General features: G+C 67.1%; 20 protein-coding genes and 2 pseudogenes. 10 read left to right on the top strand and 12 right to left on the bottom strand.

The features are described from left to right. Positions 1-58 precede the first annotated feature (58 nt). From AC3IT0_RS13765 to AC3IT0_RS13755, 3 genes are all read left to right on the top strand, one after another. Positions 59-1,240, top strand: a complete 1,182-nt coding sequence (locus tag AC3IT0_RS13765) for an exonuclease SbcCD subunit D (RefSeq protein ID WP_489320324.1) — start codon at positions 59-61, stop codon at positions 1,238-1,240. After that, a complete protein-coding gene (locus tag AC3IT0_RS13760; RefSeq protein ID WP_489320323.1) occupies positions 1,237-4,314 on the top strand; it encodes an AAA family ATPase in 3,078 nt (1,025 codons plus the stop codon). Before AC3IT0_RS13765 ends, AC3IT0_RS13760 begins: the two co-directional genes overlap by 4 nt. Before the next feature lie 127 nt (positions 4,315-4,441). Further along, positions 4,442-5,731, top strand: a complete 1,290-nt coding sequence (locus AC3IT0_RS13755) for an MFS transporter (protein WP_489323800.1) — start codon at positions 4,442-4,444, stop codon at positions 5,729-5,731. Positions 5,732-5,777: 46 nt separating this feature from the next. Here AC3IT0_RS13755 and AC3IT0_RS13750 read toward each other — a convergent pair. From AC3IT0_RS13750 to AC3IT0_RS13730, 5 genes and pseudogenes are all read right to left on the bottom strand, one after another. Next, positions 5,778-6,008: pseudogene (locus AC3IT0_RS13750) on the bottom strand (ArsR family transcriptional regulator); the annotation flags it as partial. A 167-nt stretch (positions 6,009-6,175) separates the two neighbouring features. Continuing rightward, on the bottom strand, positions 6,176-6,823 hold the full coding sequence (locus AC3IT0_RS13745; RefSeq protein ID WP_489320322.1) for a phosphoribosyltransferase: 648 nt from the start codon (positions 6,821-6,823) through the stop codon (positions 6,176-6,178). Positions 6,824-7,034: 211 nt separating this feature from the next. Beyond that, a complete protein-coding gene (locus AC3IT0_RS13740; protein WP_489320321.1) occupies positions 7,035-7,862 on the bottom strand; it encodes an alpha/beta fold hydrolase in 828 nt (275 codons plus the stop codon). A gap of 4 nt (positions 7,863-7,866) precedes the next feature. After that, positions 7,867-8,067, bottom strand: a pseudogene (locus tag AC3IT0_RS13735) (biotin/lipoyl-containing protein); the annotation flags it as partial. A gap of 58 nt (positions 8,068-8,125) precedes the next feature. After that, positions 8,126-9,505 (bottom strand): amino acid permease, encoded by a 1,380-nt coding sequence (locus AC3IT0_RS13730; protein ID WP_489320320.1) that lies wholly within the window; start codon positions 9,503-9,505, stop codon positions 8,126-8,128. A 211-nt stretch (positions 9,506-9,716) separates the two neighbouring features. Between AC3IT0_RS13730 and AC3IT0_RS13725 the strand changes: the two genes are divergently transcribed. From AC3IT0_RS13725 to AC3IT0_RS13705, 5 genes are read left to right on the top strand one after another with little or no spacing between them, the layout of a single operon-like run. Further along, a complete protein-coding gene (locus AC3IT0_RS13725; protein ID WP_489323799.1) occupies positions 9,717-10,427 on the top strand; it encodes an NUDIX hydrolase in 711 nt (236 codons plus the stop codon). Continuing rightward, a complete protein-coding gene (nadA, locus tag AC3IT0_RS13720; RefSeq protein WP_489320319.1) occupies positions 10,424-11,746 on the top strand; it encodes a quinolinate synthase NadA in 1,323 nt (440 codons plus the stop codon). The genes AC3IT0_RS13725 and nadA overlap by 4 nt, the downstream gene beginning before the upstream one ends. 53 nt (positions 11,747-11,799) lie before the next feature. Then, positions 11,800-13,608 (top strand): L-aspartate oxidase, encoded by a 1,809-nt coding sequence (locus AC3IT0_RS13715; protein ID WP_489320318.1) that lies wholly within the window; start codon positions 11,800-11,802, stop codon positions 13,606-13,608. Beyond that, the gene (gene nadC / locus AC3IT0_RS13710; protein ID WP_489320317.1) at positions 13,601-14,473 is read left to right on the top strand and encodes a carboxylating nicotinate-nucleotide diphosphorylase; all 873 of its coding nucleotides are present in this window, start codon (positions 13,601-13,603) and stop codon (positions 14,471-14,473) included. Before AC3IT0_RS13715 ends, nadC begins: the two co-directional genes overlap by 8 nt. 7 nt (positions 14,474-14,480) lie before the next feature. Continuing rightward, entirely contained in the window at positions 14,481-15,638 is a 1,158-nt protein-coding gene (locus tag AC3IT0_RS13705) for a cysteine desulfurase family protein (protein ID WP_489320316.1), read from the top strand. A gap of 86 nt (positions 15,639-15,724) precedes the next feature. On the opposite strand, the gene AC3IT0_RS13700 is transcribed toward AC3IT0_RS13705, so the two are convergent. The 3 genes from AC3IT0_RS13700 to AC3IT0_RS13690 are packed head-to-tail and all read right to left on the bottom strand — an operon-like array spanning position 15,725 to position 17,782. After that, entirely contained in the window at positions 15,725-16,216 is a 492-nt protein-coding gene (locus AC3IT0_RS13700; protein ID WP_489320315.1) for a GtrA family protein, read from the bottom strand. 17 nt (positions 16,217-16,233) lie between these two features. Beyond that, the gene (locus tag AC3IT0_RS13695; RefSeq protein ID WP_489320314.1) at positions 16,234-17,082 is read right to left on the bottom strand and encodes a fumarylacetoacetate hydrolase family protein; all 849 of its coding nucleotides are present in this window, start codon (positions 17,080-17,082) and stop codon (positions 16,234-16,236) included. A gap of 37 nt (positions 17,083-17,119) precedes the next feature. Next, entirely contained in the window at positions 17,120-17,782 is a 663-nt protein-coding gene (locus AC3IT0_RS13690) for a DUF1684 domain-containing protein (protein ID WP_489320313.1), read from the bottom strand. Between the two features lie 94 nt (positions 17,783-17,876). On the opposite strand from AC3IT0_RS13690, the gene AC3IT0_RS13685 reads away from it, so the two are divergent. Both AC3IT0_RS13685 and AC3IT0_RS13680 read left to right on the top strand, forming a co-directional pair. After that, positions 17,877-18,692 (top strand): hypothetical protein, encoded by an 816-nt coding sequence (locus AC3IT0_RS13685; protein ID WP_489320312.1) that lies wholly within the window; start codon positions 17,877-17,879, stop codon positions 18,690-18,692. A 70-nt stretch (positions 18,693-18,762) separates the two neighbouring features. Beyond that, the gene (locus tag AC3IT0_RS13680) at positions 18,763-19,569 is read left to right on the top strand and encodes a transglutaminase-like domain-containing protein (RefSeq protein WP_489320311.1); all 807 of its coding nucleotides are present in this window, start codon (positions 18,763-18,765) and stop codon (positions 19,567-19,569) included. A gap of 45 nt (positions 19,570-19,614) precedes the next feature. Here the strand turns inward: AC3IT0_RS13680 and AC3IT0_RS13675 are convergent, their stop codons facing one another. The 4 genes from AC3IT0_RS13675 to AC3IT0_RS13660 all read right to left on the bottom strand — a co-directional run bounded on the left by AC3IT0_RS13675 (position 19,615) and on the right by AC3IT0_RS13660 (position 26,151). After that, complete coding sequence (locus AC3IT0_RS13675) at positions 19,615-20,085, bottom strand: MarR family winged helix-turn-helix transcriptional regulator (protein WP_489320310.1); 471 nt, start codon at positions 20,083-20,085, stop codon at positions 19,615-19,617. Next, entirely contained in the window at positions 20,085-21,194 is a 1,110-nt protein-coding gene (locus AC3IT0_RS13670) for an LLM class flavin-dependent oxidoreductase (protein ID WP_489320309.1), read from the bottom strand. The genes AC3IT0_RS13675 and AC3IT0_RS13670 overlap by 1 nt, the downstream gene beginning before the upstream one ends. 113 nt (positions 21,195-21,307) lie before the next feature. Beyond that, positions 21,308-24,529: an efflux RND transporter permease subunit gene (locus AC3IT0_RS13665; RefSeq protein ID WP_489320308.1), complete on the bottom strand. Its 3,222-nt coding sequence runs from the start codon at positions 24,527-24,529 to the stop codon at positions 21,308-21,310. Between the two features lie 119 nt (positions 24,530-24,648). Further along, positions 24,649-26,151: a malate:quinone oxidoreductase gene (locus AC3IT0_RS13660; protein ID WP_489320307.1), complete on the bottom strand. Its 1,503-nt coding sequence runs from the start codon at positions 26,149-26,151 to the stop codon at positions 24,649-24,651. Positions 26,152-26,179: the final 28 nt, after the last annotated feature.

Below are 26,179 nucleotides of genomic sequence, written 5' to 3'. Positions count from 1 at the left end.
GCAACGGCCTGCTGCGTCGGTTTCCTAAACTGTCGGTGGCAGCCGCTAGCGTAAGAATATGCGGTTATTGCACACATCGGACTGGCATTTGGGCAGGTCCTTCCACGGCGTCGGGATGCTGGACGCCCAGCGGTCCTTTGTTGACCAACTCGTCAGCGCTGTCACAGGAAACGCCGTCGACGTTGTCCTGATCGCCGGCGATGTCTACGACCGAGCCCTGCCCGGCGTCGACGTCGTGGGGCTGTTGGACGATGCCTTGGTGCGGCTGACGGCTGCCGGGGCCACGGTGGTGCTGACCTCCGGCAACCACGACTCCGCTATCCGTCTGGGATTCGCCTCCCGGCTGCTGGAGCGGGGCGGCGTGCACTTCCGGACCAGGCTGGCGGACCTGGACCAGCCAGTCGTCCTGCCCCTGGACAGCAGTGACGGCGGGACGCCCGGCGCCATCCTGGCCATCTATGGAATCCCCTGGCTGGAACCGCGCCTCGTTGCCGAACAACTCGGTGCAGAAACCGCCAGCCACTTCGAAGTCACCCGCGCCGCCGCTGACCGCATCCGGGCGGACCTCGCACAGCGCAGTGCCGCGGGGACCGTCCACTCGGTGGTCCTCGCCCACACGTTCGCCAGCGGCGGCATCAGCTCCGACAGCGAGCGGGACCTCAGCATCGGGGGAGTCGGAGCCGTGCCCCTGGACCTGTTCGACGGATTCAGCTACACCGCGCTGGGGCACCTGCACGGCCGGCAGACCCTGTCGCCGCAGGTCAGGTACTCGGGATCGCCCCTGGCGTATTCGTTCTCCGAAGCCAAGCACACCAAGGGAAGCTGGCTGATCGACGTCGGCCCGGACGGCGTGACCGGCGTTTCGGAACTGTCGTGGGAGGCCCCGCGGAAGCTGGCCGTGCTCCGCGGCGAAATCTCGGAGCTCCTGGAGTCCGCAGAACACTCCTGGGCCGAAGGAGCGTACTGCCAGATCACCCTGACCGATGAGCAGCGGCCGGCGCAGGCCATGGAACGGCTGCGGGCCCGTTTTCCGGACACGCTGGTCCTCGGGTTTGATCCGCAGGGCGGCGCCGTCCAGGCGTCCAAAACCTACAGCAGCCGCCTCGCCGAAGCCCAGGATGATCTCTCGCTCTGCTGCGGGTTCCTCGATCATGTGCGGGGGCGGGACGCGGACGACGCCGAGCGGTCGGCTATCGCCGCGGCGCTGGATAACGTACGCCTGACGGAGGCATCGCTATGAGGATCCACCGCCTTGCCATCTCCGCCTTCGGGCCCTTTGCGGGCACCGAGGAAATCGACTTCGACAGGTTGAGCGCCCACGGACTCTTCCTCCTCAACGGCCCCACGGGAGCAGGGAAGACCAGCGTGCTGGACGCCGTCTGCTTTGCGCTGTACGGATCCGTGCCTGGGGCGCGCCAGGAGGGCAAGCGCCTCCGCAGCGACCATGCCGAGCCGTCGCTCGAACCGGCGGTCACCTGCGAGTTTTCCGCCCAGGGCCGCCACTTCGAAGTCACCAGGTCGCCTGCATGGGATAAACCCAGCGCCCGGGGGAAGAACGGCTTCACCACACAGCAGGCCAAGACGCTCCTCCGGGAACGCATCAGCGGGACCTGGACGGACAGATCCGGACGCAATGATGAAGCCGGCGCTGAAATCACCGCCCTCCTGGGAATGGACCGGGAACAGTTCACGCGAGTAGTGATGCTGCCGCAGGGCGATTTCGCCGCCTTCCTACGGTCCAAGGCAGCCGATCGCCTGGAACTGCTGCAGAAGCTCTTCGGCACCCAGCGGTTCGAGGCATTGGAACAGGAACTATCGGCACAGGCCCAGGCCGCGCGGAACGATGTCGCACGGCTGAACGGGGAGCTTGAACTGCTGGCGGCGCGCGCCGAAGCCGAGGCCGGCGCGCTGGCCATTGATGATTCTGCAGCTCCTGCCCAGGAAGAATCCGCCGCCAGAATCGAATGGCTGCAGGAAACAGTGGCGCACCGCGCAGCCGAACTGGCCACCGCGGCCGAGGCCGCAGCGGCCGTCGGCAAGGACACATCAGGCCGGCTGGAGAGCGAGTCCGCGCGGCGGGAACGGCACCGCAAGCTGGCAGCCGCCGAGGCCCGGAAGGCAGCCGCTGAGGCAACCCGGCCGTCGCTGGAGGTCCATGCCGCCCGGCTCGAACAGCACCGCCGCGCCGAGGTACTCACGGGGCAGCTCCAGGCTGCCCAGTCCAGCCAGACCCAGGTCAGGCACGCGGTGGGAGCCATGGAATCCGCCATCACACTGCTGCGGATGGCGGCGGACGAAGACCCTGAACTGGACCAGCTGGACCTTGGCGCCTTGGATGCGGACCACGCCGAGGCCGGGCTCTCCGCAGCAGGGGCCCTTGATATCGCTGGTGAGCTCAGCCGCCTCCGGTCACTGTTGGCCGTTGTGGAAGCCAGGTTGCCGGACGAGGAACGCCTCCATTCGCTGGTTGCCAGGCGCACCGCGCTCGCCATGAAGCAGCAGGAACTCACCCAAAAGGACATTGACCTGGGCGTTTCGCTGCAGGGTCTCCGCGCGGAGCAGGAAACCCTGACCGCAGGCCTGGAGCCCTTGGCGGAACTTGCCTCAGCCGCCGTCCTCCATGCCAAGGAAGCCGCTGCGGCCGGGGAACTCCTTGACGTTGTCCGGCGCTACGCGGCTGCCCGCGCGGCGCAGGGCCTCGCCACCGACCGCCACTCGGCGTCCCGGGAGATCCAGCTTGGGAAGAAACTCCGCTGGCTGGACCTGCGCGAGGAAAGACTTGCCAACGCCGCCGCCGAACTCGCCGCCCAGCTGGTTGCGGGCGAGGCCTGCCCCGTTTGCGGCAGCGCGGACCACCCGGCGCCCGCGGCGGCGGCGGCGTCAGCGCTGGGCCTCAGCCAGGCCGAGGAAGCCGCCCAGCAGGACCATGAGGCTGCAGAGACAAACCTGGCAGCGCGGGCGCGAGAGTTGGGCGACGCGAAGCAGTTGGTGGCTGTCCTTGAAGGCCAGGGCGGGGACACCCCCGAAGAAGATGCGCTTGCGGCCTTCGAGTCTGCCCGCACCGCCGCCGGAGAGTCGCAGCTGGCGGTGAAAAACCTCGCGGACCTCCGGCAGCAGCTTGAGGCAGCGGCAGCCAGGATTGCCGCAGCGGATACCGCCAGGCACGGCGCAGCATCCGAACTCGCGCAGGTCACCGTGGAATTGTCGGGGCTGGTGGACCAGCTGGCGTCGCTGGACGAGGCGCTCTCCGCCCTGCGCGGCGGCCACCGCAGCCTCACGCACCGGCTGCGGTCGCTGCGGGACGCAGCCGCCACACTGGAGAAGGCCGTGGAAGCCCAGACTTTGCTCAGCAGGGCCAAGGCCAGGGCCGAGGAAGCCCGGATCCAGCTGGAACTGGCATTGCCGGAGGCTGGTTTCAGCTCGGACACGGAAGCCCGGGAGCAGCTGCTGACGGCCGCCGATGCCGATACCCTGCTGGCTGAGATTCGGGCCGGCCACGACGAACAGGCGCGGATTGCCGAGTTGTTCGCATCCGAGGATCTGCTGCTGGCACTGACGGAAGAAGCAGCCCATCCCATGGTGGACGAAGCCCTCCTCGCGGAGCTGCAGGCCGCCGCGGAGCAGGCAGGGCAGGAGGCACGCGCTGCCGATCTCGCCGCCGGCATGGCCGCGCGCTGTGTGGTATCGCTGGCCGCCGTCCGAAACGACTACGAACAGCTGGCCGGTTCCGGGCGGGTTCCCAAGGAACGCGCCCGGCTGCTGACGGCCCTGGCTGATACCGCCGCAGGCCGGGGAGACAACACGTACCGCATGAGCCTGAACAGCTACGTCCTCGCGGCACGGCTTGAACAGGTGGCGTTGGCTGCTTCCGAACGCCTGGTCGCCATGAGCGATGGCCGCTACCTGCTCCAGCATTCAGACGCCAAGGCCGCGCGGGGCGCCAAGTCCGGGTTGGGCCTGGAGGTAGTGGACCAGTGGACCGGACACCGCCGGGATACTTCCACCCTTTCCGGCGGCGAGTCCTTTATGGCGTCCCTCTCGCTGGCCCTGGGGCTGGCAGACGTTGTGCAGCAGGAATCCGGCGGCATCCAGATCGAGACGCTCTTTGTGGACGAGGGTTTCGGCAGCCTGGACGAACAATCCCTGGAACAGGTAATGGATGCCCTCGAAGGCCTTCGCGATGGCGGGCGCGTTGTGGGTCTCGTCAGCCATGTGGGCGAGATGAAACAGCGAATCGGAACCCAACTCCAGGTCCTCAAGGGCCGGAACGGGTCCACGCTCCGCATTTCCGACGCCGCTGAGGTACTGGTGTGACGGCGGCCATGGCGGGCTGGACGGGCCCCAGCCGGCCTATATAATTGGACAGTTACCGGGTCGCGCGCATCGGGAGGAGGGACGATGCGCATTACTGAACGAGCCCGGAACCTTGAACTCTTCAACAATGTCCTCCCTGCACGCTTCCCTGGAAGCGCCTCTCTCTCCTGACACTGCGCCGGCCCCCGCTGCGGCGGCACCGCCCAGGGGGCGGTTCGCCAGGCTCCCGCACCTCGCCGGCCGCAGCTTTATTCCCCTTGGCCTTTTCGCCCGGCTGCCCTTGGCAATGCTTACCGTCGGCGCCCTGACCCTTGTCACGTCCGTGACCGGCTCCTACGCGTTGGGTGGCACCGCCGCCGGTGCTGTGGGGATCGGCTCGGCCCTCGGGGCCCCGGCCTTTGGTGCCCTCGCGGACCGCTGCGGGCAGCGGCCCGTCCTCCTGGTTGCGGCAGTGCTTCACACTTTGGCGGTCCTGGCGATGATCGGCACGGCCTGGGCTGCGTCCGAAACCGGGTCCTTTCCCGTGGCCGTGATCGCCGCGGCGTTCCTTGCCGGTGCCAGCTGCCCGCAGGTAGGGCCGCTGGCCAGGGTGCGGTGGATGGCGCTTACCGCGCGGGGCAAGGGAGCGAAGGCCGGCAGGGATCTGGACACGGCCCTGTCCTACGAGGGCACGGCCGATGAGCTGACATTCGTCCTGGGGCCGGCCCTGGTGGGAATCCTGGCCAGCCTGGTGGCCCCGTGGCTGCCGTTGGCCCTGGCCGCAGCCATGACCATCACGCTGGTGCCCGCCTTTGCCGTGCACCCCACCCACAAGGCGGTTCCCCTGAATCGGGGCTCCGCAGCCTCGCGCAAGGCAGCCAGGATTCCCGCCGTCGTCGCACTGCCCGTCCTGGCGATGGTGTCCATGGGCACCTTCTTCGGGTCCGCCCAGACGGCCTTGAGCTCCTTCTCCGCCAGTTTCGCCACCTCCGAAATCGCCGGACTGCTGTATGCGGTCATGGGCTTGAGTTCGGCCGCCGCAGCCCTCTCCGTGGCGTACTGGCCCCAGCGCTTCACCCCGGCCGCACGGTGGCTGGTCAGCGCGGCACTGATGACGGTGCTAGCGTTGCTGCTTCTGGTGCCGGGATCGCTGGGCGGCATGGTCGCGGTGCTTCTGGTCCTGGGATTGCCTGTGGGTCCCGTGATGGTTACCGTCTTCGCGATCGGAGGCCTGGTGGCGCCGGTGGAAAGGCTGGGGACGGTGATGACGGCTCTGGCAAGCGGGATCGTGGCGGGCACAGCCTTGGGGGCCGCTGTTGGTGGCCAGCTCGCGCAGGCCCACGGCTACCACGCCGCCTTCGTTGTCCCTGTGGTTGCGGCAGGCGGCCTGCTGGTGCTTGGTGCCGCGGCCGCGGCCACTCTCCGCAAGCGCCACTGATCGACGCCGGTCCTTGGTCACGGCCGGGGCTTGCCGCGTGCTGTGGTCAGCCCAGCTGGGCCTCAATGCGCCTGGCGCCCGCCATCAGCGCAGCGGCGATTTCCTCCGGGTTCTGGGCTGCCCGGATGTAGACGACGGCGAGGGCGGCGGGCCGGCCGCCAGGGACCCTGACCGGAACTGCCACGGAGGAGACGCCGGCGACGACCTCATCGTGGCTGGCGGCAAAGCCCAGCTGCCGCGCGGTTCCGGCCTCGGGCCGGTAGAGGACGCCCGGGGCAGCCGTCTGCAGTGCGATTCGTCACGGCCGGCGGGCTGTGGCCGAGAGCCCGCCTTCCATGAGATGGCGGCCCGAAAGGCCGAAAGCAGCTTGCCAAGGAGACGAAGGGCAACCCGCTCGGCGTCAGCAGCCACCACTAAGGTTGTCCGCAGCGCAGATCGGCTGGCCTACTGGTTCAGTTGGCTGATGGCGTCCTCATCGGTCAGTTGCTCGAAGTGCCCGTAGAAGCTGCCCACGGCGCGGAACTTGCCCGGCAGATGCAGGCACAGCACGGCATCGCACACCCGGGACACAGCCGCATAGGCTTCCACCGAACCCACCGGCACGGCGGCGACGACGCGTGCCGCACCACCGGAACGGGCGGCCTCGACGGCGGCGCGCATGGTGGCTCCGGTGGCCAGGCCGTCGTCGACCAGTAGGACTGTCTTGCCGGTGAGGTCTTTGCTGATCCCGGGGTAGGTCCCGGCCCGGCGGAGCAGCTCCGCCCTCTCGCGTTTCTCCACTTCGTCCAGCCACTCCTGGCGGACGCCGTGGTCCAGGATGCGGGTGATCAGGGGACGGTTGAGCAGGCGCACCACCCGGCCGCCGGACCAGGCCAGCGCGCCGAACGCTGTTTCGTCGTGGCCGGGGATGCCGAGTTTCCGGACGAGAACGGCGCCGAGGGGCAGGTACAGGGCCTTGGCTGCTGCGGCGGCCACGGGGATGCCGCCGCGGGCCAGCCCCAGGACGATGGTGTCGGGGCGTTCCCGGAACTGGGTGAGCACCGCCGCCAGCCGTTCACCGGCATCGGTGCGGTCTTCAAAACGCGTGCTCATTGTTGCCTCCGGCTGTCTCCGCCCCGCTTCCAGCCTACCTTCTGCCGCCGCGCCGGGAACCGGGGAGATGGCCGCCCGCGCACACTGCTGAGTTACGAGGGGCGGCGGTAACGGCCTTGGTGATGTCCTGCATGTAGGACGCTGAACCCTCCTCCACCGGAGCTATGAAATCCCTGTCAGGGACCACACGCTGGAGACCAGCCGCCATGAATCAGACACCCAGGAAAGCGATGGCGCCCTGTTTGAAAGCGCGGCTCGTGATGGCGTTGGTGTGGTTCCGGCCGGGCAGCGTCAGCTGTTCAGCCATGGACCCTGCCCGGATTCCGAGTTCGGCGAGCTGCGGCATGGTGGCCGCACGCTCATCCTGGTCGCCGGCCACAAGAAGCATCGGCATGCGCGGAACGGCTTCGGCGGGATCGAAGGGTTCGGCCTTGATGGCATCCACCAGGGACAGCAGCGCGAAGATGTTGTTGCTCGGCAGGAGCATGGCCATCTTGAGGAGGCCGGCCGTGGACGGGTCCGCAATCGGGGTTCCGTCGGCGAGGTAGTGCTGGGCGGCGATGAGATCAAAGGCTGCCAGCGGATCGGCGACGTTCGGTCCGCCCAGGACCAGGCGGTGGACGATCTCGGGCTGGGTGGCGCCGAATTCCCACGCGAGCCGGGCGCCCAGCGAATACCCCACAACATCCACCCCGCTGGAGGGGTCACCGTCGTGCAACGGCCGCACGCCGGCGTCGAACGCTATCTGCAAGAGGTCCGCGCGGATCCGGCTGGGGGAGTAGGAGTCCATGTCCTCGGGGGCGCCGCTGCGGCCGTGGCCGGGCAGGTCCACGGTGATGACGCGGCGGCCCGCCTCCAGCAGGGCGGACACCCAGCCGGTGTCATGCCAGTTGAGTTTGCTGGACGAAGAGAAGCCGTGCAGCAACAGCACGGGGCGCAGTCCGGCGTCGTCCTGGGGATCGTGCACCTCCACGTAGAGCTGGGGGTCGGTGCCCTCAACGGTGTGGGAATGCATCTCGCCGGTGTGCCTGCCGCTCATGGTGTCAGTCCTCATCAAGTACGGCGCTCAGGCGGACCCGGCGCGTCGGTGGCTCGTCCTTCGGGACCGTGCCCACGATTCCGGCAGTGTTGTCCGGCACGTCAAACACGATCAGGGGTTCGCCGACGTTGATCCTGTCGCCTGCCCCACCGAAGATACGCACCACTTTACCTGCCTGCGGACTGGGCAGTTCAACAGCGGATTTCCCCAACTGGGTAGCGCCATCTGTCGTTCTGGAAGCTCAAAAGGACTGATAGCGCTACCTACTTCGGAGTGGGGCGGGACGTCGTGAGCCGGGCGCCGATCCAGCACGCGGCGGCGAGCCCCGCAATCAGGGCGATGGTGCTGAACAACTGGGAGCGGCTGCTCTCGGCGCTGAAGCCCACGGCGAAAATCAGGCCGAGCAATACCAGCCCGAAGAGGGTCAGGACCGGGAATCCCTTCATCCGCAGGGGCAGGTGCGTTCCGTCGCGGTCCGCGCGCCGCCGGAGGATCAGCTGCGAAACCAGGGCCGAACCCCAGACCACCAGGCACGTTGACCCCACCAGCTGGAACAGCGCGGGTAGGATCCGGTCCGGGAACAGCAGTTCCAGAACGGTGGCGAAGAAGCCGAACGCCACGGAGACGCCCACCGCCACCATGGGCACGCTGGCGCCGCTGAGCCTGGCCAGAAACCGGGGGGCCTCGCCGCGTTCGGCGAGCGAGTACACCATGCGGGAGGCGCCGTAGAGGTTGGCGTTCAGCGCGGAGAGAAGTGCGACGACGGCGACGAGGGTGATGGCCGTGGCGGCACCGGGGATACGGGCTGCGTCGAGGACGCCGGCAAACGGCGAGGCCAGGCCTTCGGAGTTGACCGGCAGGACGGCTGCGATGACAAAGACGGATCCGATGTAGAAGACCAGGATGCGCCACAGCACGGTCCGGACAGCCTTGCCGACGCTATGCTCAGGGTCCTCGGTTTCCGCTGCGGCAACTGCCACGATTTCGGTCCCACCGAAGGCGAAGATCACCACGAACAGCGCCGTGGCGATGCCGCCCAGTCCGGCGGGGGCAAAATCGGCGGCGATGTTGGCCAGCCCGGGGGAGGCGACGTCGGGAAGGATCCCCAGCAGAAGGGCGGCGCCCACTGCCAGGAAGACCACAATCGCGGCTACCTTCAGGATGGCGAACCAGAACTCGAACTCACCGAAGTTCTTCACTCCCGTCAGGTTGATGGCGGTGAACACCACCATAAAGACCATGGCGAATGCCCAGACCGGGATGACCGGCCAGACCGTAAAGAGCAGGCCTGCAGCACCGAGGGCTTCCGCGGCGATGACCACCACCAGTTGGAGCCACCACAGCCAGCCGACCGTGGCTCCGGCGGTCTTACCCAAAGCCCGCTCGGCGTAGACGGAAAACGCGCCGCTGGTGGGATTTGCGGCGGCCATTTCGCCCAGCGCCCACATCACCAGGATGATAAGGGTCCCGGCTACCAAGTATGAGATCAGGACAGCGGGTCCGGCTGCCTGGATCCCGGCGCCGGAACCAAGGAAAAGGCCGGCGCCGATGGCGCTGCCCAACCCCATCATGGTGAGCTGGCGGGGCTTCATGGTGTGGCCGAGGTGGGATTCCGGCTCCACCTCCGTGGACTTCAACGTCATGCCTGTGAACCTTCTTAGAAGCGTAGGGGGTGTCCGCGCGGGACCATTTGAATCTACCCCCTTGACGCTGGCGGTGCCCGCAGCACCATACAGTCGCGGGGCGCGAAACATTTTGAATCAGACGAATGTGGCCGTAGAATCAGTTCTAGTCAAATTGACTATAACTAGGCGATGGCAATGAAGCCCAGAAGCAGAGAGCGGGTGAGTGACCGTGTACAGCAGCTCAGCGAACGTATCCGAACGGGCCACCGCTGCACCCTCGCTCGCCATCTCCACCGTCATTTTCGCCCTGCGGCCCAGCGTATCCTCGGGCCGGCCTACCCTCTGGCTTCCCCTCGTCCGCCGGATCCGTGAGCCGTACAAGGATCTTTGGGCCCTTCCCGGCGGACCGCTGACGCATGTTGAATCCCTGCAGGATGCCGCGTCCCGGAACCTCCGGGAAACCACCGGACTCACGCCGAGCTACCTGGAGCAGCTCTACGCGTTCGGCGGGCTGCACCGCTCGCCCACCCAGCGCGTGGTGTCGATCGTGTACTGGGCCTTGGTCCAGCCCACCGAGGCCGCCCTCGCCGACGAATCGGAGAACGTGAAATGGTTCCGGGCCGACAAGGTGGGGGACCTGGCCTTCGACCACAACGCCATTGTTGAGTACGCACTGCGGCGCCTGCGGAACAAGCTGGCCTACGGGTCGGTGGCCTACCACTTCCTGGGGGAGTACTTCACGCTCGCCCAGGTCCGGGAAGTCTATGAAGCCGTCCTGGATACCCGGCTGGACCCGGCCAACTTCCGCCGCCAGCTCAAATCCACGCCGGAGATCGCAGAAACCGGCGAATACCTCCAGGGCGGCAAGCACCGCCCGCCCCGTCTTTACCGCTTCACCGGCCGCCCCGGCCTCGACCCCGATAACAGGAGCACACCATGAGCAGCGTCAATACAGCCATCCAGCTGATCACGCGCGAACAGGCCGCAAGCGCGGCCGGCATTGCGGCCCGGAGCAAGGCAGCAGCCACCTGCAGCCCTGCCCTCGCCAAGGGCCCGTGGGAATACGACCTTGCCGAGGCGCTCGCCGGTGCCCCCGCCTACGGACCCGGCGCCTCCAGTGCGGACATTGCCCCGGCCGCGACGCCGCGCCAGGGCCAGCTGCCGGAAGAATACAAGCTCGCCAGCGATGCCGAACTCGATGTGCGCATCCGCGCGGCCAAGGAAAAGCTCGGCGACCGGGCAGTAATCCTGGGCCACTTCTACCAGCGCGACGAGGTCATCCAGTACGCCGACTTCGTGGGCGACTCCTTCCAGCTTGCCAACGCAGCCCTCACCCGGCCGGACGCCGAGGCCATTGTCTTCTGCGGGGTGCACTTCATGGCCGAGACCGCGGACATCCTCTCCACCCCGGAACAGGCCGTCGTCCTGCCCAACCTCGCCGCCGGCTGCTCCATGGCGGACATGGCGGACACCGACTCCGTGGAGGAGTGCTGGGAACAGCTCGAAGAGATTTTCGGCACCGAGGCCGACGCCGAGGGGCGGGTTCCGGTCATTCCGGTCACCTACATGAATTCATCCGCCGCCCTGAAGGCTTTCTGCGGCCGCAACGGCGGCATCGTCTGCACCTCCTCCAACGCTAAGGTGGTCCTGGAATGGGCCTTCGAACGCGGCCAGCGCGTCCTGTTCTTCCCTGACCAGCACCTGGGCCGCAACACCGCCAAAGCCATGGGCGTGCCGCTGGATCAGATGCCCATGTGGAACCCGCGCAAGGAACTGGGCGGCAACGACGATCAGACCCTCCTCGATTCCCGCGTCATCCTGTGGCACGGCTTCTGCTCGGTCCACAAGCGCTTCAACGTGGGCCAGATCGAAAAGGCCCGTGCCGAGTTCCCGGGCGTCAACGTGATTGTGCACCCCGAGTGCCCCATGGAGGTGGTGGACGCGGCCGATTCCGCCGGTTCCACCGACTTCATCAAGAAGGCCATCGCGGCTGCCACCGAACCGACCACCTTCGCGATCGGCACGGAAGTCAACATGGTGAACCGGCTCGCCGCCGAGTACCCGCAGCACACCATCTTCTGCCTGGACCCGGTGATCTGCCCCTGCTCCACGATGTACCGGATCCACCCCGGCTACCTCGCCTGGGTCCTGGAGGAACTCGTCGAAGGCCGCATCGTCAACCGCATCAGCGTGGACCGCTCCGTCCAGGACAACGCCAAGACCGCGCTCGAGCGTATGCTCGCCGCGCGCCCGCTGTAGCCCGTCCGCTGCAGCCCATCTCCTGTAACCCCGGATATCGAAACGAGCCCCTCATGAGCGCAGAGAGCCCAGCCGGCGGTCCGGCACCCCGGCGGCTGATCGTCGTCGGGAGCGGCATTGCGGGACTGTACTCCGCGCTGCTTGCCGCCGATGCCGGCGCCGACGTGGTGCTGCTGACCAAGGGCGCACTCGCGGACAGCAACACGTACTACGCCCAAGGCGGCATCTCCGCAGTCCTCGACGAGCCCGCGCCCGGAGACACGGTGGCCGCGCACATCGCAGACACGCTTAAGGCCGGGGCCGGGCACTGCGACGAGGAGGCCGTCCGTGTGCTCTGCACGGAGGCGCGGCTGGATATCGCCGGTTTGGAACGCTTCGGCGTGCGTTTTGACATGGACGACGACGGCGACCCCTCGCTGGGGCTCGAAGCCGCCCATTCAGCGCCGCGGATCCTGCACGCCGGCGGCGACGCAACCGGTGCCGGCGTGGCCAGGGCACTCATCAGGACCGTCCTGGATGCGCAGGCGGCTCGCCGGATCCAGGTCATCGGGCACGCCCAGGTCACGTCCCTGTCGCTGAGCGAGGGCCGTGTGGCAGGCGTGAATTTCCTCCACGACGGGCGGGAACTCGGCGTCCACGGCGATGCCGTGCTCCTGGCTACCGGGGGAGCGGGCCAGCTGTTCGGCCAGACCACCAACCCTGCCGTGGCAACTGCCGACGGGCTGGCGCTCGCCTGGCGGGCCGGAGCCGCAGTGGCGGACCTGGACTTCTTCCAGTTCCACCCCACCTGCATGGTGCTGGCCGCCGATGCCGTCGAGGCAGCCGGCAACGGCACTGAACCCCTCCTGATTTCCGAAGCCGTCCGCGGCGAAGGCGCCATCCTGCTGGACGCGCTCGGCGAACGCTTTATGCCCGCCTACCACCCCGACGCAGAGCTTGCTCCGCGCGACGTCGTCTCCCGCAGCATTGCCCTGCACCTGGCCACGCTCGGGGACCCCAACGGCCACGTGTACCTCGATGCCATGGCAGTCGAGGCCCGGCACGGCGAGGGCTACCTCGCCAAGCGGTTCCCCACCATCAGCCAACGCACCCGCCAGGTCGGTGTCGACTGGACCCGCGAACTCGTCCCCGTGGCACCTGCCGCGCACTACTGGATGGGCGGGGTCCTTACCGACCTCTACGGCCGGACCTCTGTGCCTGGGCTGCTTGCCGCTGGGGAGGTTGCTTGCACCGGCGTTCAAGGTGCTAACCGGCTTGCCAGCAACTCCCTTCTTGAGGGACTTGTTTTTGGGCGGCGGGCTGTCGAGGGGTTCCTTGCGAGCAGTTCCGCAAGTCCCTCGGCGCCTGCGCTCTCGCCTCGCACCGGCGATCGCCTCGCAAGCTCGGCGGCCGGTCCGGCCGCTTACGCAACAACGGCGCTTTCGGGACCTCCGGAACTGCCGGTGATGTTCAACGACGCATCCGCGTCCGGTCCTTGGCAGTTTGAAATGGTTCCGTCGGCTGGAACCATGGAAACATTCTTTGTTGAGGCGGAGCCGTTTTCTCGGGTGGCTCTTCGGCGGCTTATGACTGCCAATGCCGGGGTGATCCGGAATGGGTCGTTGTTGCGGGAGGCGGGGGCCACTCTTGGCTCCTGGGCCGTCGTCGAACCCTCTGAAAGGGTTCCTGACTCCACTGATCCTCGGGAGCATGAGGATGCAAATCTTTTGTTGGCTGCGCAGCTGTTGGTGCATGCTGCGCGGGAGCGGCGGGAATCCTTGGGGGCGCATTACCGCAGCGACAGCATGCCGGGAGCGGCCGCCGTCGAACTTTTTGACAAGCGTTACACCATGAGCCGGAAAGCGAGCCTCGTCAATGACTAGCCTGACCCTCCCCGCAGCACCCGTCCGGGACATCCTGGAGCGTGCCTTCGCCGAGGACGCGCCCAGCGGCGACATCACCTCCCAGCTGCTGATCCCGGCCGAGGCCCGGGCCACCGCCGTGCTCAACGCCCGCGTGCCCGGCGTGTTCAGCGGCGGGACCGTCTTCCGCGACGCCATGAAGCTCATTGATCCGGAGACGGACGTGAAGTTGCTGCTTGCAGACGGTGAAGCGTTCGACGCCGGTACCCATCTCGCGCGGGTGAGGGGCAGCGCCCGTTCGGTGCTGCTGGCCGAACGGGTCGGGCTGAACCTGGTGCAGCGCATGAGCGCCATCGCCACCAAGACGGCGGAATTCGTGGAGCTTGTCGAAGGTACCAAAGCGCGCATCACAGACACCCGCAAGACCACGCCGGGCCTGCGTGTGCTGGAGCGCTACGCGGTGCGCTGCGGCGGGGGAGCGAACCACCGCTACAGCCTGTCCGATGCCGTGCTGGCCAAGGACAACCACCTGGCCGTGATGACCGGTGGCGACCCCGCCAAGCTCACCGCCCTGCTTGCCGCAGCCAAGGCCCAACTGGGGCACACCACGCACTTCGAGGTGGAGGTGGACAGTGCCGAGCAGATCGAGCCTGTTCTCGCCGCCAGCGTGGACACCATCATGCTGGACAACTTCACCCTCGAGGAGCTCCGCGCCGGCGTCAAGCAGGTGGCCGGACGCGCCATCGTGGAAGCCAGCGGCAACGTCAACCTGTCCACCGTGGCGGACATCGCCGCCGCGGGCGTGGACGTCATCTCCATCGGCGGCCTCACCCACAGCGTGGTTGCCCTGGACCTGGGCCTCGACGTCGAACTGAGGGCCGGCTGAAGCGGCCATGATCTTCCTCGATGCCGCAGCCACCACGCCCGTCCGCCGCGAGGTCCTCGAGGCCATGTGGCCCTACCTGAGCGGCGAGTTCGGCAACCCGTCCAGCCATCACACCCTGGGCGAGGCGGCAGCGTCTGCGCTCGCCGGGGCCCGTGCGGCCGTGGCCAAGGTGCTCGGCTGCCGCCCCGGCGAGGTCACCTTCACGTCCGGCGGCACTGAGGCGGACAACCTCGCGGTCAAGGGCATCGCCCTCGCCCGGCAGGCAGCGGACCCTGCGCTCAACCGCGTGGTGATCAGCGCCGTCGAACATCCCGCCGTGGAGGAATCCGCGCGTTACCTGGAGCGGTTCCACGGGTTCGCCGTGGACGTGGTTCCGGTGGACGGGACCGGCCGGATTTCCGTGGACGCCCTGCGGGACGTGCTCCGGCCGGAGACCGCCCTGGTCAGCATCATGTACGCCAACAACGAGGTGGGCACCACCCAGCCCGTGGCCGAACTGGCCGCCGTGGCCACTGAGTACGGCGTGCCCTTCCACACCGACGCCGTCCAGGCCGCCGGCTGGATGCCGCTTGATGTCAAGGCGCTGGGCGTGGATGCGCTCAGCGTCTCGGGCCACAAGCTCGGTGCCCCCAAAGGTTGCGGTGTGCTGTACGTCCGTGGACGGACCCGCGTCGAGCCCCTGGTGCACGGCGGCGGGCAGGAGCGCGGGCGCCGCTCGGGCACCGAAAACGTTGCCGGTGCCGTAGCGCTCGCCACCGCGCTGACGCTCGCGCACGCCGAACGGCCGGACCTGTCGCCTCGTGTGGCAGGGCTCCGCGAACATTTCATCGCCACCATCCTGAACACGGTCCCCGGTGCACTGCTCACCGGGCACCGGACGGAACGGCTGCCCTCAGTAGCCTCGTTCTGTTTCCCCGGCACCAGCGGCGAATCCGTGCTCTTGGAGCTCGAGCGGCAAGGTGTGGTGTGCTCAAGCGGTTCAGCATGTGCTGCCGGCTCGGATGCGCCGTCGCCGGTGCTGACTGCGCTGGGCTACGACGCAGAAGTGGCGCAGACGGCTGTGCGGTTCAGCTTCACCTCGACCGTGACCGCGGACGAACTGGAGCAGGCGGCGGCAGCCGTGGGCACCGCCGTCGGGAGCGTCCGGACCCTCGGCCGCGGCTAGCCATTCCCCAACCGACCCAACTGGCTCGCAGTTAACGTCGCCAAAAGCGCGAATGACGACGTTAAATGCCAGTCACTTGGGGTTCGCTAGACGTGCCGGGCGCGGCGGAAGATCCAGGGCCGCAGCATCGTGAACCGCACGGCGGTGGCCACGAAGCCCGACAGGGTGGTGGTCCACAGCTCATCGGACACGGTGGCGTCCGGATGAAGCCAATGCAGCACGCCCAGGCTGCCGCCCGTGATGACCAGCGCCACCGCGATAACGATCATGCCGTTGAGGTGGTCGCGGGCCATCCGGCGCTGCCCGGAGATCTTGAACGTCAGCCTGCGATTCAGCGCCGTGTTCATCAACGACGTCAGCACCAGGGCGGCCGCGTTGGCCAGTTGCGGTCCCAGCCAGGGCCGCAGCAACGCGTACAGCGCCAGGGACGTGGCGGTGCAGATGATGCCGACGCCGGTGAAGCGGAGGAGCTGCCGCACCAGCGGAAACCTGAAGAGTCCGGGGTAATGCTTGGTGGCCGGCGCACCGCGCGTGGGCTGCTGCGTCAGCTGGGCGGCGGGCGCAGCAGGGGATTCCATGGCCTAAGCCTGACATATCAGGCCGGTGATTCCTCCCAGGACGCAGCCTTCACCGGGTTGCTGAGCTCGCCAATTCCCGCCACACGGCACACCACCGTGTCTCCGGGGTGGATGCGGGCACACTCCGCCGGGAAGCCGGTGAGGACCAGATCGCCGGGGTGCAGCGTCATAAACGAGCTGAGGTACACGAGGATTTCGTCCACCTTCCAGCCGAGGTCCGCGCTGCTGGCGGCCTTCAGTTCGGTGCCGTTGTGGACGATGCTGATGGACAGGTCCGAGTCGTCCAGGTCCGTCACGATCCAAGGGCCCACGGGCGTGAACGTGTCCTGGCTCTTGGCGCTGATCCACAGCTCGTCCGACTTCTGCAGATCCCGCGCCGAGACATCATTGCCGATGGTGAATCCCAGAATGGCGCTCCGGGCAGTCTCCAGCGTCAGGCCACGGACGGTGCGCCCGACGACGACGGTCAGTTCAGCTTCCGGGTCCACATAGCCCACGGTGGAGCTCAGTTCGATGGCGTCGCCGGGGCCGACCACGCTGGATGCGGCCTTGTGGAAGGCCTGTGCCGGGAGGTCCCGGCCAGCCTGGCCGGTGTTGTGCGCCATGCCGAAGACGTTGACCGGAACCGAGGGTGCCAGGAATGTGAACGAGTCCTGGTCTACTGCGGTGCCGGTCTCCCACCCCGGCCGGGCCGGGGAACTGGCGTTGGCACGGGACGCCGTGAAGGGGGAATCAACCACTGTCCAGGACCGGCCGGCGTCGGAGCCGAAGTCAGAGGCGTCATTGGCCACGAAAAAATGCTCGTCGGCAACAGCCGGGGAGAGGGGGCGGACACGGGCAAGGCGGCGGGGAGCGCTGGCAGTCATGATGACATCCTACGTCCTCCGGTCGCCGGTGGCCGGCTCAGTAAAGCTCGCCCACCGGGATCTCGACGGCCAGGCGGTTGGACGGGCCGGGCAGTGGGCAGGCCCAGGCCTCGTTGTACGCGCAGGACGGGTTGTAGGCAAAGTTGAAGTCCAGGACAAACTCGGCGCCCGCCCCGGAGCCATGGACCCCGTGGAACGCGCCCTTGATGGTGTCCAGGAGGTACCGTCCTGCGCCGTAGGTTCCGCCGGGCTGGCCGGCCGTTGCGTCGCGGAACGGAACGAAAATCCCGCCGCCGTAACCGTGCAGCTTCCACACACCAAGCTGGCCCAGTTCCGGCAGATCAAATGTGCCCAGCCGGACAAAACGGACCACCCCGTCAGTGGCGGTTTCCACGGTCATTTCCCGGCCGGCCCCCTCAAGGGTCAGCGGCACATAGAAGCGGTAGATGGGGTCGTAGTCGGCGGTCTTGAGGCCGGAGAACTGCGACTTGTCCTTCGCGCTGAGGGCCGACGCCGGATGCGTTGCGAACATCCGGTCGCGTTCATGCCGCCACAGGGAATGGGCCTCCGCCGGATCTTCGGCGGCAATCCTCCGTACGGTGTCGTACAGGGCAAACGTCCGCAGCCGCCAGTCCGCAACGTCGATGGCGGAGATGTCCGCCAGGCTCTCAAGGTCCGCGCCGTACTGCTCATCCGCCATGGGCACCAGCCTAGTCCCTTGCGTGCGGGGAATGTCCGACGGCGACACGCGGCCCCGGCCCCTGGCCGCCGTCGTCCGCCGATAGGCTGGCTGCATGACACACAAAGCGGCAATGTGGGGAGTCCGGACGGCCGCGCTGCTGATGGCCGGTGCCGTGGCGGCTGGCTGCAGCGCGCCTGGCAACAGCGATTCAGCGTGGACGGCGCAGCCGGACACATCGGCCAGCCCAGGCGCCAGTACGAGCCCTGCTGCCGGCGCTGCCGGGTCCCCGTCGTCGGATCCTTTTGCCACAGCGGGCGCCTCGACGTCCGCATCACCCGGGCCGGCCGCAACAGCGGCTGCCTGGAAGACCTTTACCGATCCGGCGAAGACCGTCAGTTTCGACCTGCCGGAGGAATGGATCGCCCAGTCCGTCACGCCCGAGGAAGGGACGTTGCCGGGTGCCCTGAAGATCGAGGTGAAAAAGCAGGACGGCACGGTTGTGGCTGCCCTGCGCACGGGACTGCCGCCGTCGTCGTCCGAGTGCCCGGAGGCGGCCCGGAAACCGTACGTTGTGATCAGCAGCGTGCCCGTAGAGCTTCCCGGCCTGACGGGGGAAGGCACCATCGCACCGCACGTGGTGTTCCGCGTCATCCAGGGCTACCGCTACTTCGGCTCCTATGGCATCACCAATATCGTGGGCGGGGCAGACGGCCAGGCCTGCGAACTGCGGAATGTGGTCCGTGGCCCGGCCGGGAAAGGCGACTACTCGTTCGGTGACCTCGGAGTCCTGAAGGCCTTCGCCCCGGATGAGAAAGTGGCGCCGGCCAAGGCGTTTGACACGCTGGGCCAGGCGGCAAAGTACGTGGACGAGAGCTCGGAATTCGCGAACGTCCAGCGGATGCTAATGTCTCTGGAGATCAAAAACTAGTCCCGCCCCGGCCCACACAACCCCGGGCCACTGCGGGACGTTCTGCCACCACCCCACACCCCGGAGATACATGGAACGTACCGTTTCAGCACGTATGGTTTTCACGACCATCGCCGACACGAAGGCAGCCCTGGCCATCGCTGTAGCCAGGAATCCCGGCTACACCTCGTTTGTTGAATCCCTGACTGTCACTGCCGGCGGTCAGCCGGTTCCGCTGCAGGAACTTGCGGACCATCATGGCGGCCGCCTGCACTATATGGAGTTAGCTGAACCCGCCGAGGTCACCGTTGAGTACTCGGCGACGGTGGCAGGGCAGGCCGTCCCGGAAGAGGCCACCCTGGCTGAGCTCATCCGCTACGTCCGGCCAAGCCGCTACGCTGAGTCGGACCGGCTCCTGCCCACGGCCTATGCTGAATTTGGCGGCCTGCATGGTGCGGAACTGCTCCAGGCCGTGCGGAGCTGGGTCTTCGGGGAATTGCGGTACATCAGCGGTTCCTCCCGGGGCACTGACGGTGCCGTGGAAACCCTCCTGCACCGCAGGGGAGTGTGCAGGGACTTCGCGCACCTGGCCATCGCCCTGCTGCGTTCCAAGGACGTCCCGGCACGGCTCACCGCCGTGTACGCACCGGGGCTGAGCCCCATGGATTTCCACGCGGTAGCCGAGGCACATGTCAATGGCGCCTGGCACGTCATCGACCCCACGGGGCTGGCCCCGCGGGAGTCGATGCTGCGGATCACCGCCGGCCGGGACTCGTCCGACACCGCGTTCCTGTCCACCGTGGGCGGGCGCCTGACGCTGAACGAGCTGCGCGTCACCGCTGTGGTCAACGGCCAGCTGCCGGCGGAAGATCCGGCCCAGCTGGTCATGCTGGGCTGATTCCCGGAGGACCCAGCCGTGGCCGTGTTTGTGACAGCCGGCCAGTTACTTTGCCGGCCGCGCCCCCACGGAGTGCCGGAGTTTCTCGGTCAGCCGCTGAAGTTCCCTTTGCTCGGCAGCCGTCAGGGCCGGCCCCACCAGGCTGGAGATGTCCCGCACATGCTCCCGGCCGATTTCCTTCTGGAGGGCAGACCCCTCCTCGGTGAGCTTCAGCAGCACGCCGCGGCCGTCGTCGGGGGCCGCCATCCGGACCACGAGCCCGCGCTTCTCCAGCCGCTCAACCAGCCTGCTGAGGCTCGACTGGCTCAGCAGGACATGGTCATTGAGTTCATTGAGCCGGAGCCAACCGGATGGACACCGGGACAGCGTGAACAGCACGTCGTATTCGTTCAGTGCCACTTTCCGGAAAGCGGGACCGGCCTGCAGCCTGCGCATAACGGCAACCTGCGCCCGGAACAGGGATTCCCAGGTTTCCGCTGCCAGGCGGATGGGTGACTCATTTCCGTCGGTAGCCATCACGCCTCCGAAGGGGCAGTTTCAGGTGCCGGTGCGGCCATCAGGGCGGCCACGCGGCCGGCGTGGGTGGGCGGATCCGGCACGTGGGCGGGCTTAAGGGCCGCGTATTCCTTGCGGAGGACCGGGAGGACTTCCTCGCCGAACAGGTCAAGCTGCTCCAGCACGGTCTTCAGGGGAAGGCCCGCGTGGTCGATCAGGAACAGCTGGCGCTGGTAGTCGCCGAAGTACTCGCGGAACGTCAGGGTCTTTTCGATGACTTCCTGTGGGCTGCCCACGGTCAGTGGTGTCTGGGAGGTGAAGTCCTCCAGCGACGGGCCGTGGCCGTAGACGGGCGCGTTGTCGAAGTAGGGCCGGAATTCCTTCACGGCGTCCTGGGAGTTCTTCCGCATGAAGAACTGGCCACCTAGGCCAACGATCGCCTGGTCCGCCTTGCCGTGGCCGTAGTGCTCGTAGCGCTCACGGTAGAGGCCGATCAGCTGCTGGTAGTGCTCCTTGGGCCAGAAGATGTTGTTCGCGAAGAACCCATCGCCGTAGTAGGCGGCCACCTCGGCGATCTGCGGAGTCCGGATGGAGCCGTGCCACACAAAGGGGGCCACGCCGTCGAGCGGGCGCGGGGTGGAGGTGAAGTTCTGCAACGGCGTACGGAACTTGCCGGACCAGTTCACCGTGTCCTCGTCCCACAGCCGGCGCAGCAGGCTGTAGTTCTCGATGGCCAGTTCCACGCCGTCCTGGATGTTCTTGCCAAACCACGGGTACACGGGTGCCGTGTTGCCGCGGCCCAGGACCAGGTCCACGCGGCCGTCGGACAGGTGCTGCAGCATGGCGAAGTCTTCGGCGATCTTGACCGGATCGTTGGTGGTGATCAGCGTGGTGGCCGTGGAGAGGGTGATCCGCTCGGTCTGCGCGGCGATGTACGCGAGGGTGGTGGTGGGCGATGAGGAGAAGAACGGGCGGTTGTGGTGCTCACCGATGGCGTACACATCCATGCCGATTTCCTCGACTTTTTTGGCGATCGCCACGGACGCCTTGATGCGTTCGTTCTCCGTGGGGGTCCGGCCGGTGGTGGGATCAGTGGTGATGTCACTGACGCTGAATACGCCGATCTGCATGGTGTGCCTTCCGTTTCCTGGACTTCTCTGGGCTTGCTTCCACTATACCCGATTTTCATGCGTTTGCATGTATCGACGGATATAACGCCTCCCCGGCGAGAATATTCCAGACCCTACTGGGCGTCGCCCGGGGCGGCGCGGCGGCCACTGACGCGGGGCACCATGCCGGTGGTCCAGTCGCGGAACTCGGCATCGACGTCGTCCGCTGCCGCAAACTCCGGGCGCTGCTGCATGGCACGGAGCAGCGCTTTTGTTTCCCGCCGTCCCTCCACGAGCCGGTACAGCACGGGAACCAGCACCAGGGTCAGCGCTGTGGACGAGACCAGGCCGCCGATCACCACCACGGCCAGCGGCTGGGAAATGAAGCCGCCGCCCCCGGTCAGTCCGAGCGCCATGGGTGTCAGGGCGAAAACAGTGGCCAGGGCGGTCATCAGGATGGGCCGGAGGCGCTGCCGGGCGCCGTGAGTGATGGCGTCCGCCACGCTCATGCCGCCGCGGCCGTCCCGTGGCTGCCGGTACTGGTTGATGAGGTCGATGAGGACGATGGCGTTGGTGACCACAATGCCCACAAGCATCAGCATGCCGATCAGCGACGGCAGGCCCAGGGGAACGCCCGTGGCCAGCAGCAGGGCCACGGCGCCTGTGGCGGCAAACGGAACGGACACCAGCAGGATCAGTGGCTGGATCAGCGATTTGAAGGTGGCCACCATAATGACGTAGACAATCGCGATCGCCGCGAGGAGCGCCAAGCCCAGCTGCTGGAAGGACTCAGCCTGCTGGGTGGTGGCGCCGCCGAGTTCCGCGGTGACCCCCGCGGGGAGACTGACCTCAGCCAGGCGCTTCTGCACCTCCGCGTTCACCGCACCAAGGTTGGAGCCCGACGGCGTCAGGGAGACTTTCGCGGTGCGCTGCCCGTTGCTGGCGGTGATGGAGATCGGGACCTCCACCTGCTCGACGGCCGCGATGCTGCCGAGGGTCGCCTTTCCGCCGGGCAGCGGAATGTTGCGCACGGCCTCGATGCTGGTGAACCGGGTTCCCTCGCCGATCTGCACCGGGAAATCGTCGGTTTCGATCCGCACCGTCCCTGCCGGAACCGGGCTGATCGTTGAGGCGAGTACACCCGCCACCTGTTGCTCGTTCAGCCCGGCGGCCACGGCCTTTGCACGGTCAACCTTGACCTGGACAACATCCTGGCTGGCCGCCAGATTGGTGGCCACCTCGCTGGTGCCAGGCACGCCGTTCATTGCTTCGACCATTGCATCGCTGGCGGTGCGGAGGTCAGTGGACGTGGCGGCCCGCAGGGTGATGTCCACGGTGGAGGAAGTGCCGAAGCCGCCCTGCTGCGTACCCACCGAGATCTTCCCGGCGTCGGGGACACCGGCAAGCTCAGTGCGGACTTTCTCCTGCAGCTCCGCCTGGTCTGCCTTCTCGTCCGTGACCACGGTGAAGGTCGAATTGGACGCGCCGGAGGATACCAGCGCGGCGAAGCCCGCCTGGGCGTTGCCGGACGTGACCGTGACGGTCTTGATGCCGTCGATACCGCGCAGCACCCCTTCCACCCGTACGGCGGCGGCGCTGGTCTCGGCCAGGCTGGTGCCGCCCGGCAGGACCTGGCGCACGGTGAGGCTGTTCTGCCCGGACTGGCCCAGCAGGTCGGTGGCCAGCAGCGGGGTCATGGCCCCAGTGGCCGCGAGTACCAGCCCGGCAGCAATCAGTGTCACCACCGGATGTTTCTGGGTCTTGCGGAGGACGGGCAGGTACGCCCGCTGCAGCCGGCTCTTCTGTTCGGCCTCCTGGGCTCGGGCGCCGGCGGCAACTTGGGCGGCAGCTTCGCGGGCAGCAGGCGAACCGGCGGCGGAACTGGCGGGGCTCTTGAGGAACCAGTAGGCCAGGACCGGCACGATGGTCAGCGATACCAGCAGGGATGCCAGCAGCGCCATGGTGACTGTCAGGGCGAAAGGCCGGAAGAGCTCGCCGGCCAGTTCACCCACGAAGGCAATGGGCAGGAAGACCGCCACGGTGGTCAGGGTGGAGGCTGTGATGGCGCCGGCCACCTCCCGGATAGCGGTGAGGATCGCCGCGACCTTCTCCTCGCCGTAGCAGAGGTGGCGTTTGATGTTTTCGATCACCACAATCGAGTCGTCCACCACCCTGCCGATCGCAATGGTCAGCGCGCCCAGCGTCAGGATGTTCAGTGAGTAGCCCGTCGCAGACAGGCCGATGAACGTGACCAGCAGTGACAGGGGGATGGAAACCGCCGTCACCAGCGTGGAGCGCGTCGACATCAGGAACACCAGGATCACCGCCACTGCAAAGCCCAGGCCCAGCAGGCCTTCGGTGGTCAGGTCCTTGATGGATTTCTCGATGAAGGGTGCTTGGTCGAAGACCCGAGTGAACGTGGCGTTGGAGCCCAGTTCCGCTTCAAGATCGTTGATAATGCCGGCGACAGCGTGGGAGATGGCCACCGTGTCGCCCTCTGGCTTCTTGGTGACGGAAACTGCCAGCGTTTCCTTGCCATCGGTGCGGGAGATGGAGGTGCGTTCATCGTCCTTGAGCGACACTTCCGCCACGGAGCCGACCGTCGCAGGCTCCTTCGTCCCGGCAAGCGGCAGGGCCTTGATGGCATCGAGGGAGTCCACCGGGCTGCCGATCTGGAGGGAGAGCGTCTTGCCCTGCTCCTGGATGGTCCCGGCCGGGATCAGCGCGCCGTTGTTGGACAGGGCATCGCGGATTGCCGTGATCGTTGCCCCGCTGGACACCATGGCGTCCGTGCGTGGCAGGATCTGGATGTGCTGGGTGGCGCCGCCGGTCACGTCGGCGCTGCGGACGCCGTCGATTTTCTGCAGCCGCGGGACACTGAGCCGCTGCAGGTCGGCATTAAGTTCGCTCAGGGGCCTGTCCGAGGACACCGCCAGGAACAGGATGGGGAAATCGCTGATGCTGCCGGCGATGGCCTGCGGCTGCACGTCTTCCGGCAGTTGGCGTTTGGCATTGGAGATGGCCCGGTCAATCTGGTTCCGCGCGCGGTCCAGGTTGGAGCCGTACGTGAACGTCATCGAGATCTGCGAGACCCCGGTGCGGGATGTCGACGACGTCGACTCCAGCCCTTCGACGCCGTTCAGCGCCTTCTCCAGGGGCTCGCTGACCTGTTTGTCCACCACTTCGGGTGACGCGCCGGGCATGGCGGAGAGGACGGTGATCTGCGGGAACTCAATGGAGGGAATGAGTTCCTGTTTCAGCGATGACATGGTGATCACGCCGAACACCGTCGCGAAGACGGTGATCAGCGCGATCAGCGCCCGGTTTGCCAATGAAAGTTGTGCCAGCCGGAACATCGCGGGTCTCTCCTGTGGGGTTGACGGACTCCTGCGGACCGGACCGAACAGCCGGCCTGACGCCCGCCGGACGGCCTGACGCCCGCCGGACGGCCTGACGCTCGCCGGACAGCCTGGCGTCAGTGGTTGGCGGGAACGCTTTCCAGCTGGAGTGCTTTGGCCGTGGCCGTTTCGAGGTCGGCAGCCAATTCCGGATTCTCATCCAGCTTCACGCCGTAGCCCGGCATCATGTCCTTGAGTTTGCCCTGCCAGCCCTTGAAGTTCTTGGGGAAGGACTTCTGCAGCAGTTCAATCATGATGGGCACCGCAGTGGACGCGCCGGGCGACGCGCCCAAAAGCGCCCCGATGGTGCCGTCACGGCCGGCAATGACTTCGGTACCGAACTGGAGGATGCCGCCGCGCTTCGGGTCCTTCTTGATGATCTGGACACGCTGGCCGGCGGTGATCAGTTCCCAGTCGCCGTCCTTGGCCTCCGGGTAGTACTCACGCAGCGCCTCAACCTTGTCGCCGTGGCGCTTGGCCACCTCTTTGACGAGGTACGCGGTCAGGTCCATGTTGTCCTTGGCCACGGCAAGCATCGGGATGATGTTGCTGGGCCGGATGGACAGCGGTAGGTCCAGGTACGAGCCGTTTTTCAGGAAGTTCGTGGAGAAGCCGGCGTAGGGGCCGAACAACAGGGAACGCTTCCCGTCCACGTAGCGGGTGTCCAGGTGGGGGACTGACATGGGCGGCGCGCCCACCGAAGCCTGGCCATAGACCTTGGCGCTGTGCTGGGCGGAGAGTTTTTCGTCGGTGCAGCGGAAGAACTGGCCGGACACGGGGAAGCCGCCGTAGCCCTTGCTTTCGGGAATGCCGGAGGCCTGGAGGAGGTGCAGCGCGCCGCCGCCGGCGCCGACGAACACAAACTTGGCGTGGATTTTGCCGTGTTCCCCGGAAGCCGGGTATTTGAGCGAAAGGTCCCAGCCGCCGTCGGCCGCCTTGGAGATACCGGTGACGTCGTGGCCGTAGTTGATTTCGACGCCGTTGTTCCCCAAGTAGGTGGTCAGCTCACGGGTCAGTGCCCCGAAGTCGACGTCGGTTCCCTCCGTGGCGCGGGTGGCGGCGATGCGCTGCTTGGAGTCGCGGCCCTTGACGATCAGCGGCGCCCATTTGGCGATCTGCGCGTGGTCCTCGGAGTACTCCATGCTGCGGAACAGCGTGTGGGGCTTGAGCGCTTCGTAGCGGGTCTTAAGGAACTGGGTGTTGTCCTCGCCGATCACAAAGCTCATGTGCGGGACAGTGTTGATGAAGCCCTTCGGCGAGCCGATCAGGGATTCCTCCACGAGATGGGACCAGAACTGGCGGGACAGCTGGAACTGTTCGTTGATGAGCAGGGCCTTGGCCGGGTTCACCGAGCCGTCTTTGGCTGCGGGGGAGTAGTTGAGCTCGCAGAGGGCGGCATGGCCCGTTCCGGCGTTGTTCCAGGGGTCGGAGCTTTCCAGCCCGGGTTGATCCAGGCGTTCGAACAGGGAGATGGTCCAGTTCGGTTCAAGCTGCTTGATGAATGCCCCGAGCGTGGCGCTCATGATGCCGCCGCCAATCAGTACGACGTCGGCATGTTGGGTCTTGGATATGAAGGTCACAATCAGTCTCCGATAGCAGCGGCTCTGG

The organism is Pseudarthrobacter sp. KH_020_B, from assembly GCF_057840185.1.
Note: the sequence above shows the minus strand (reverse complement) of the source record. Positions and strands in the feature narration are given on the sequence as shown.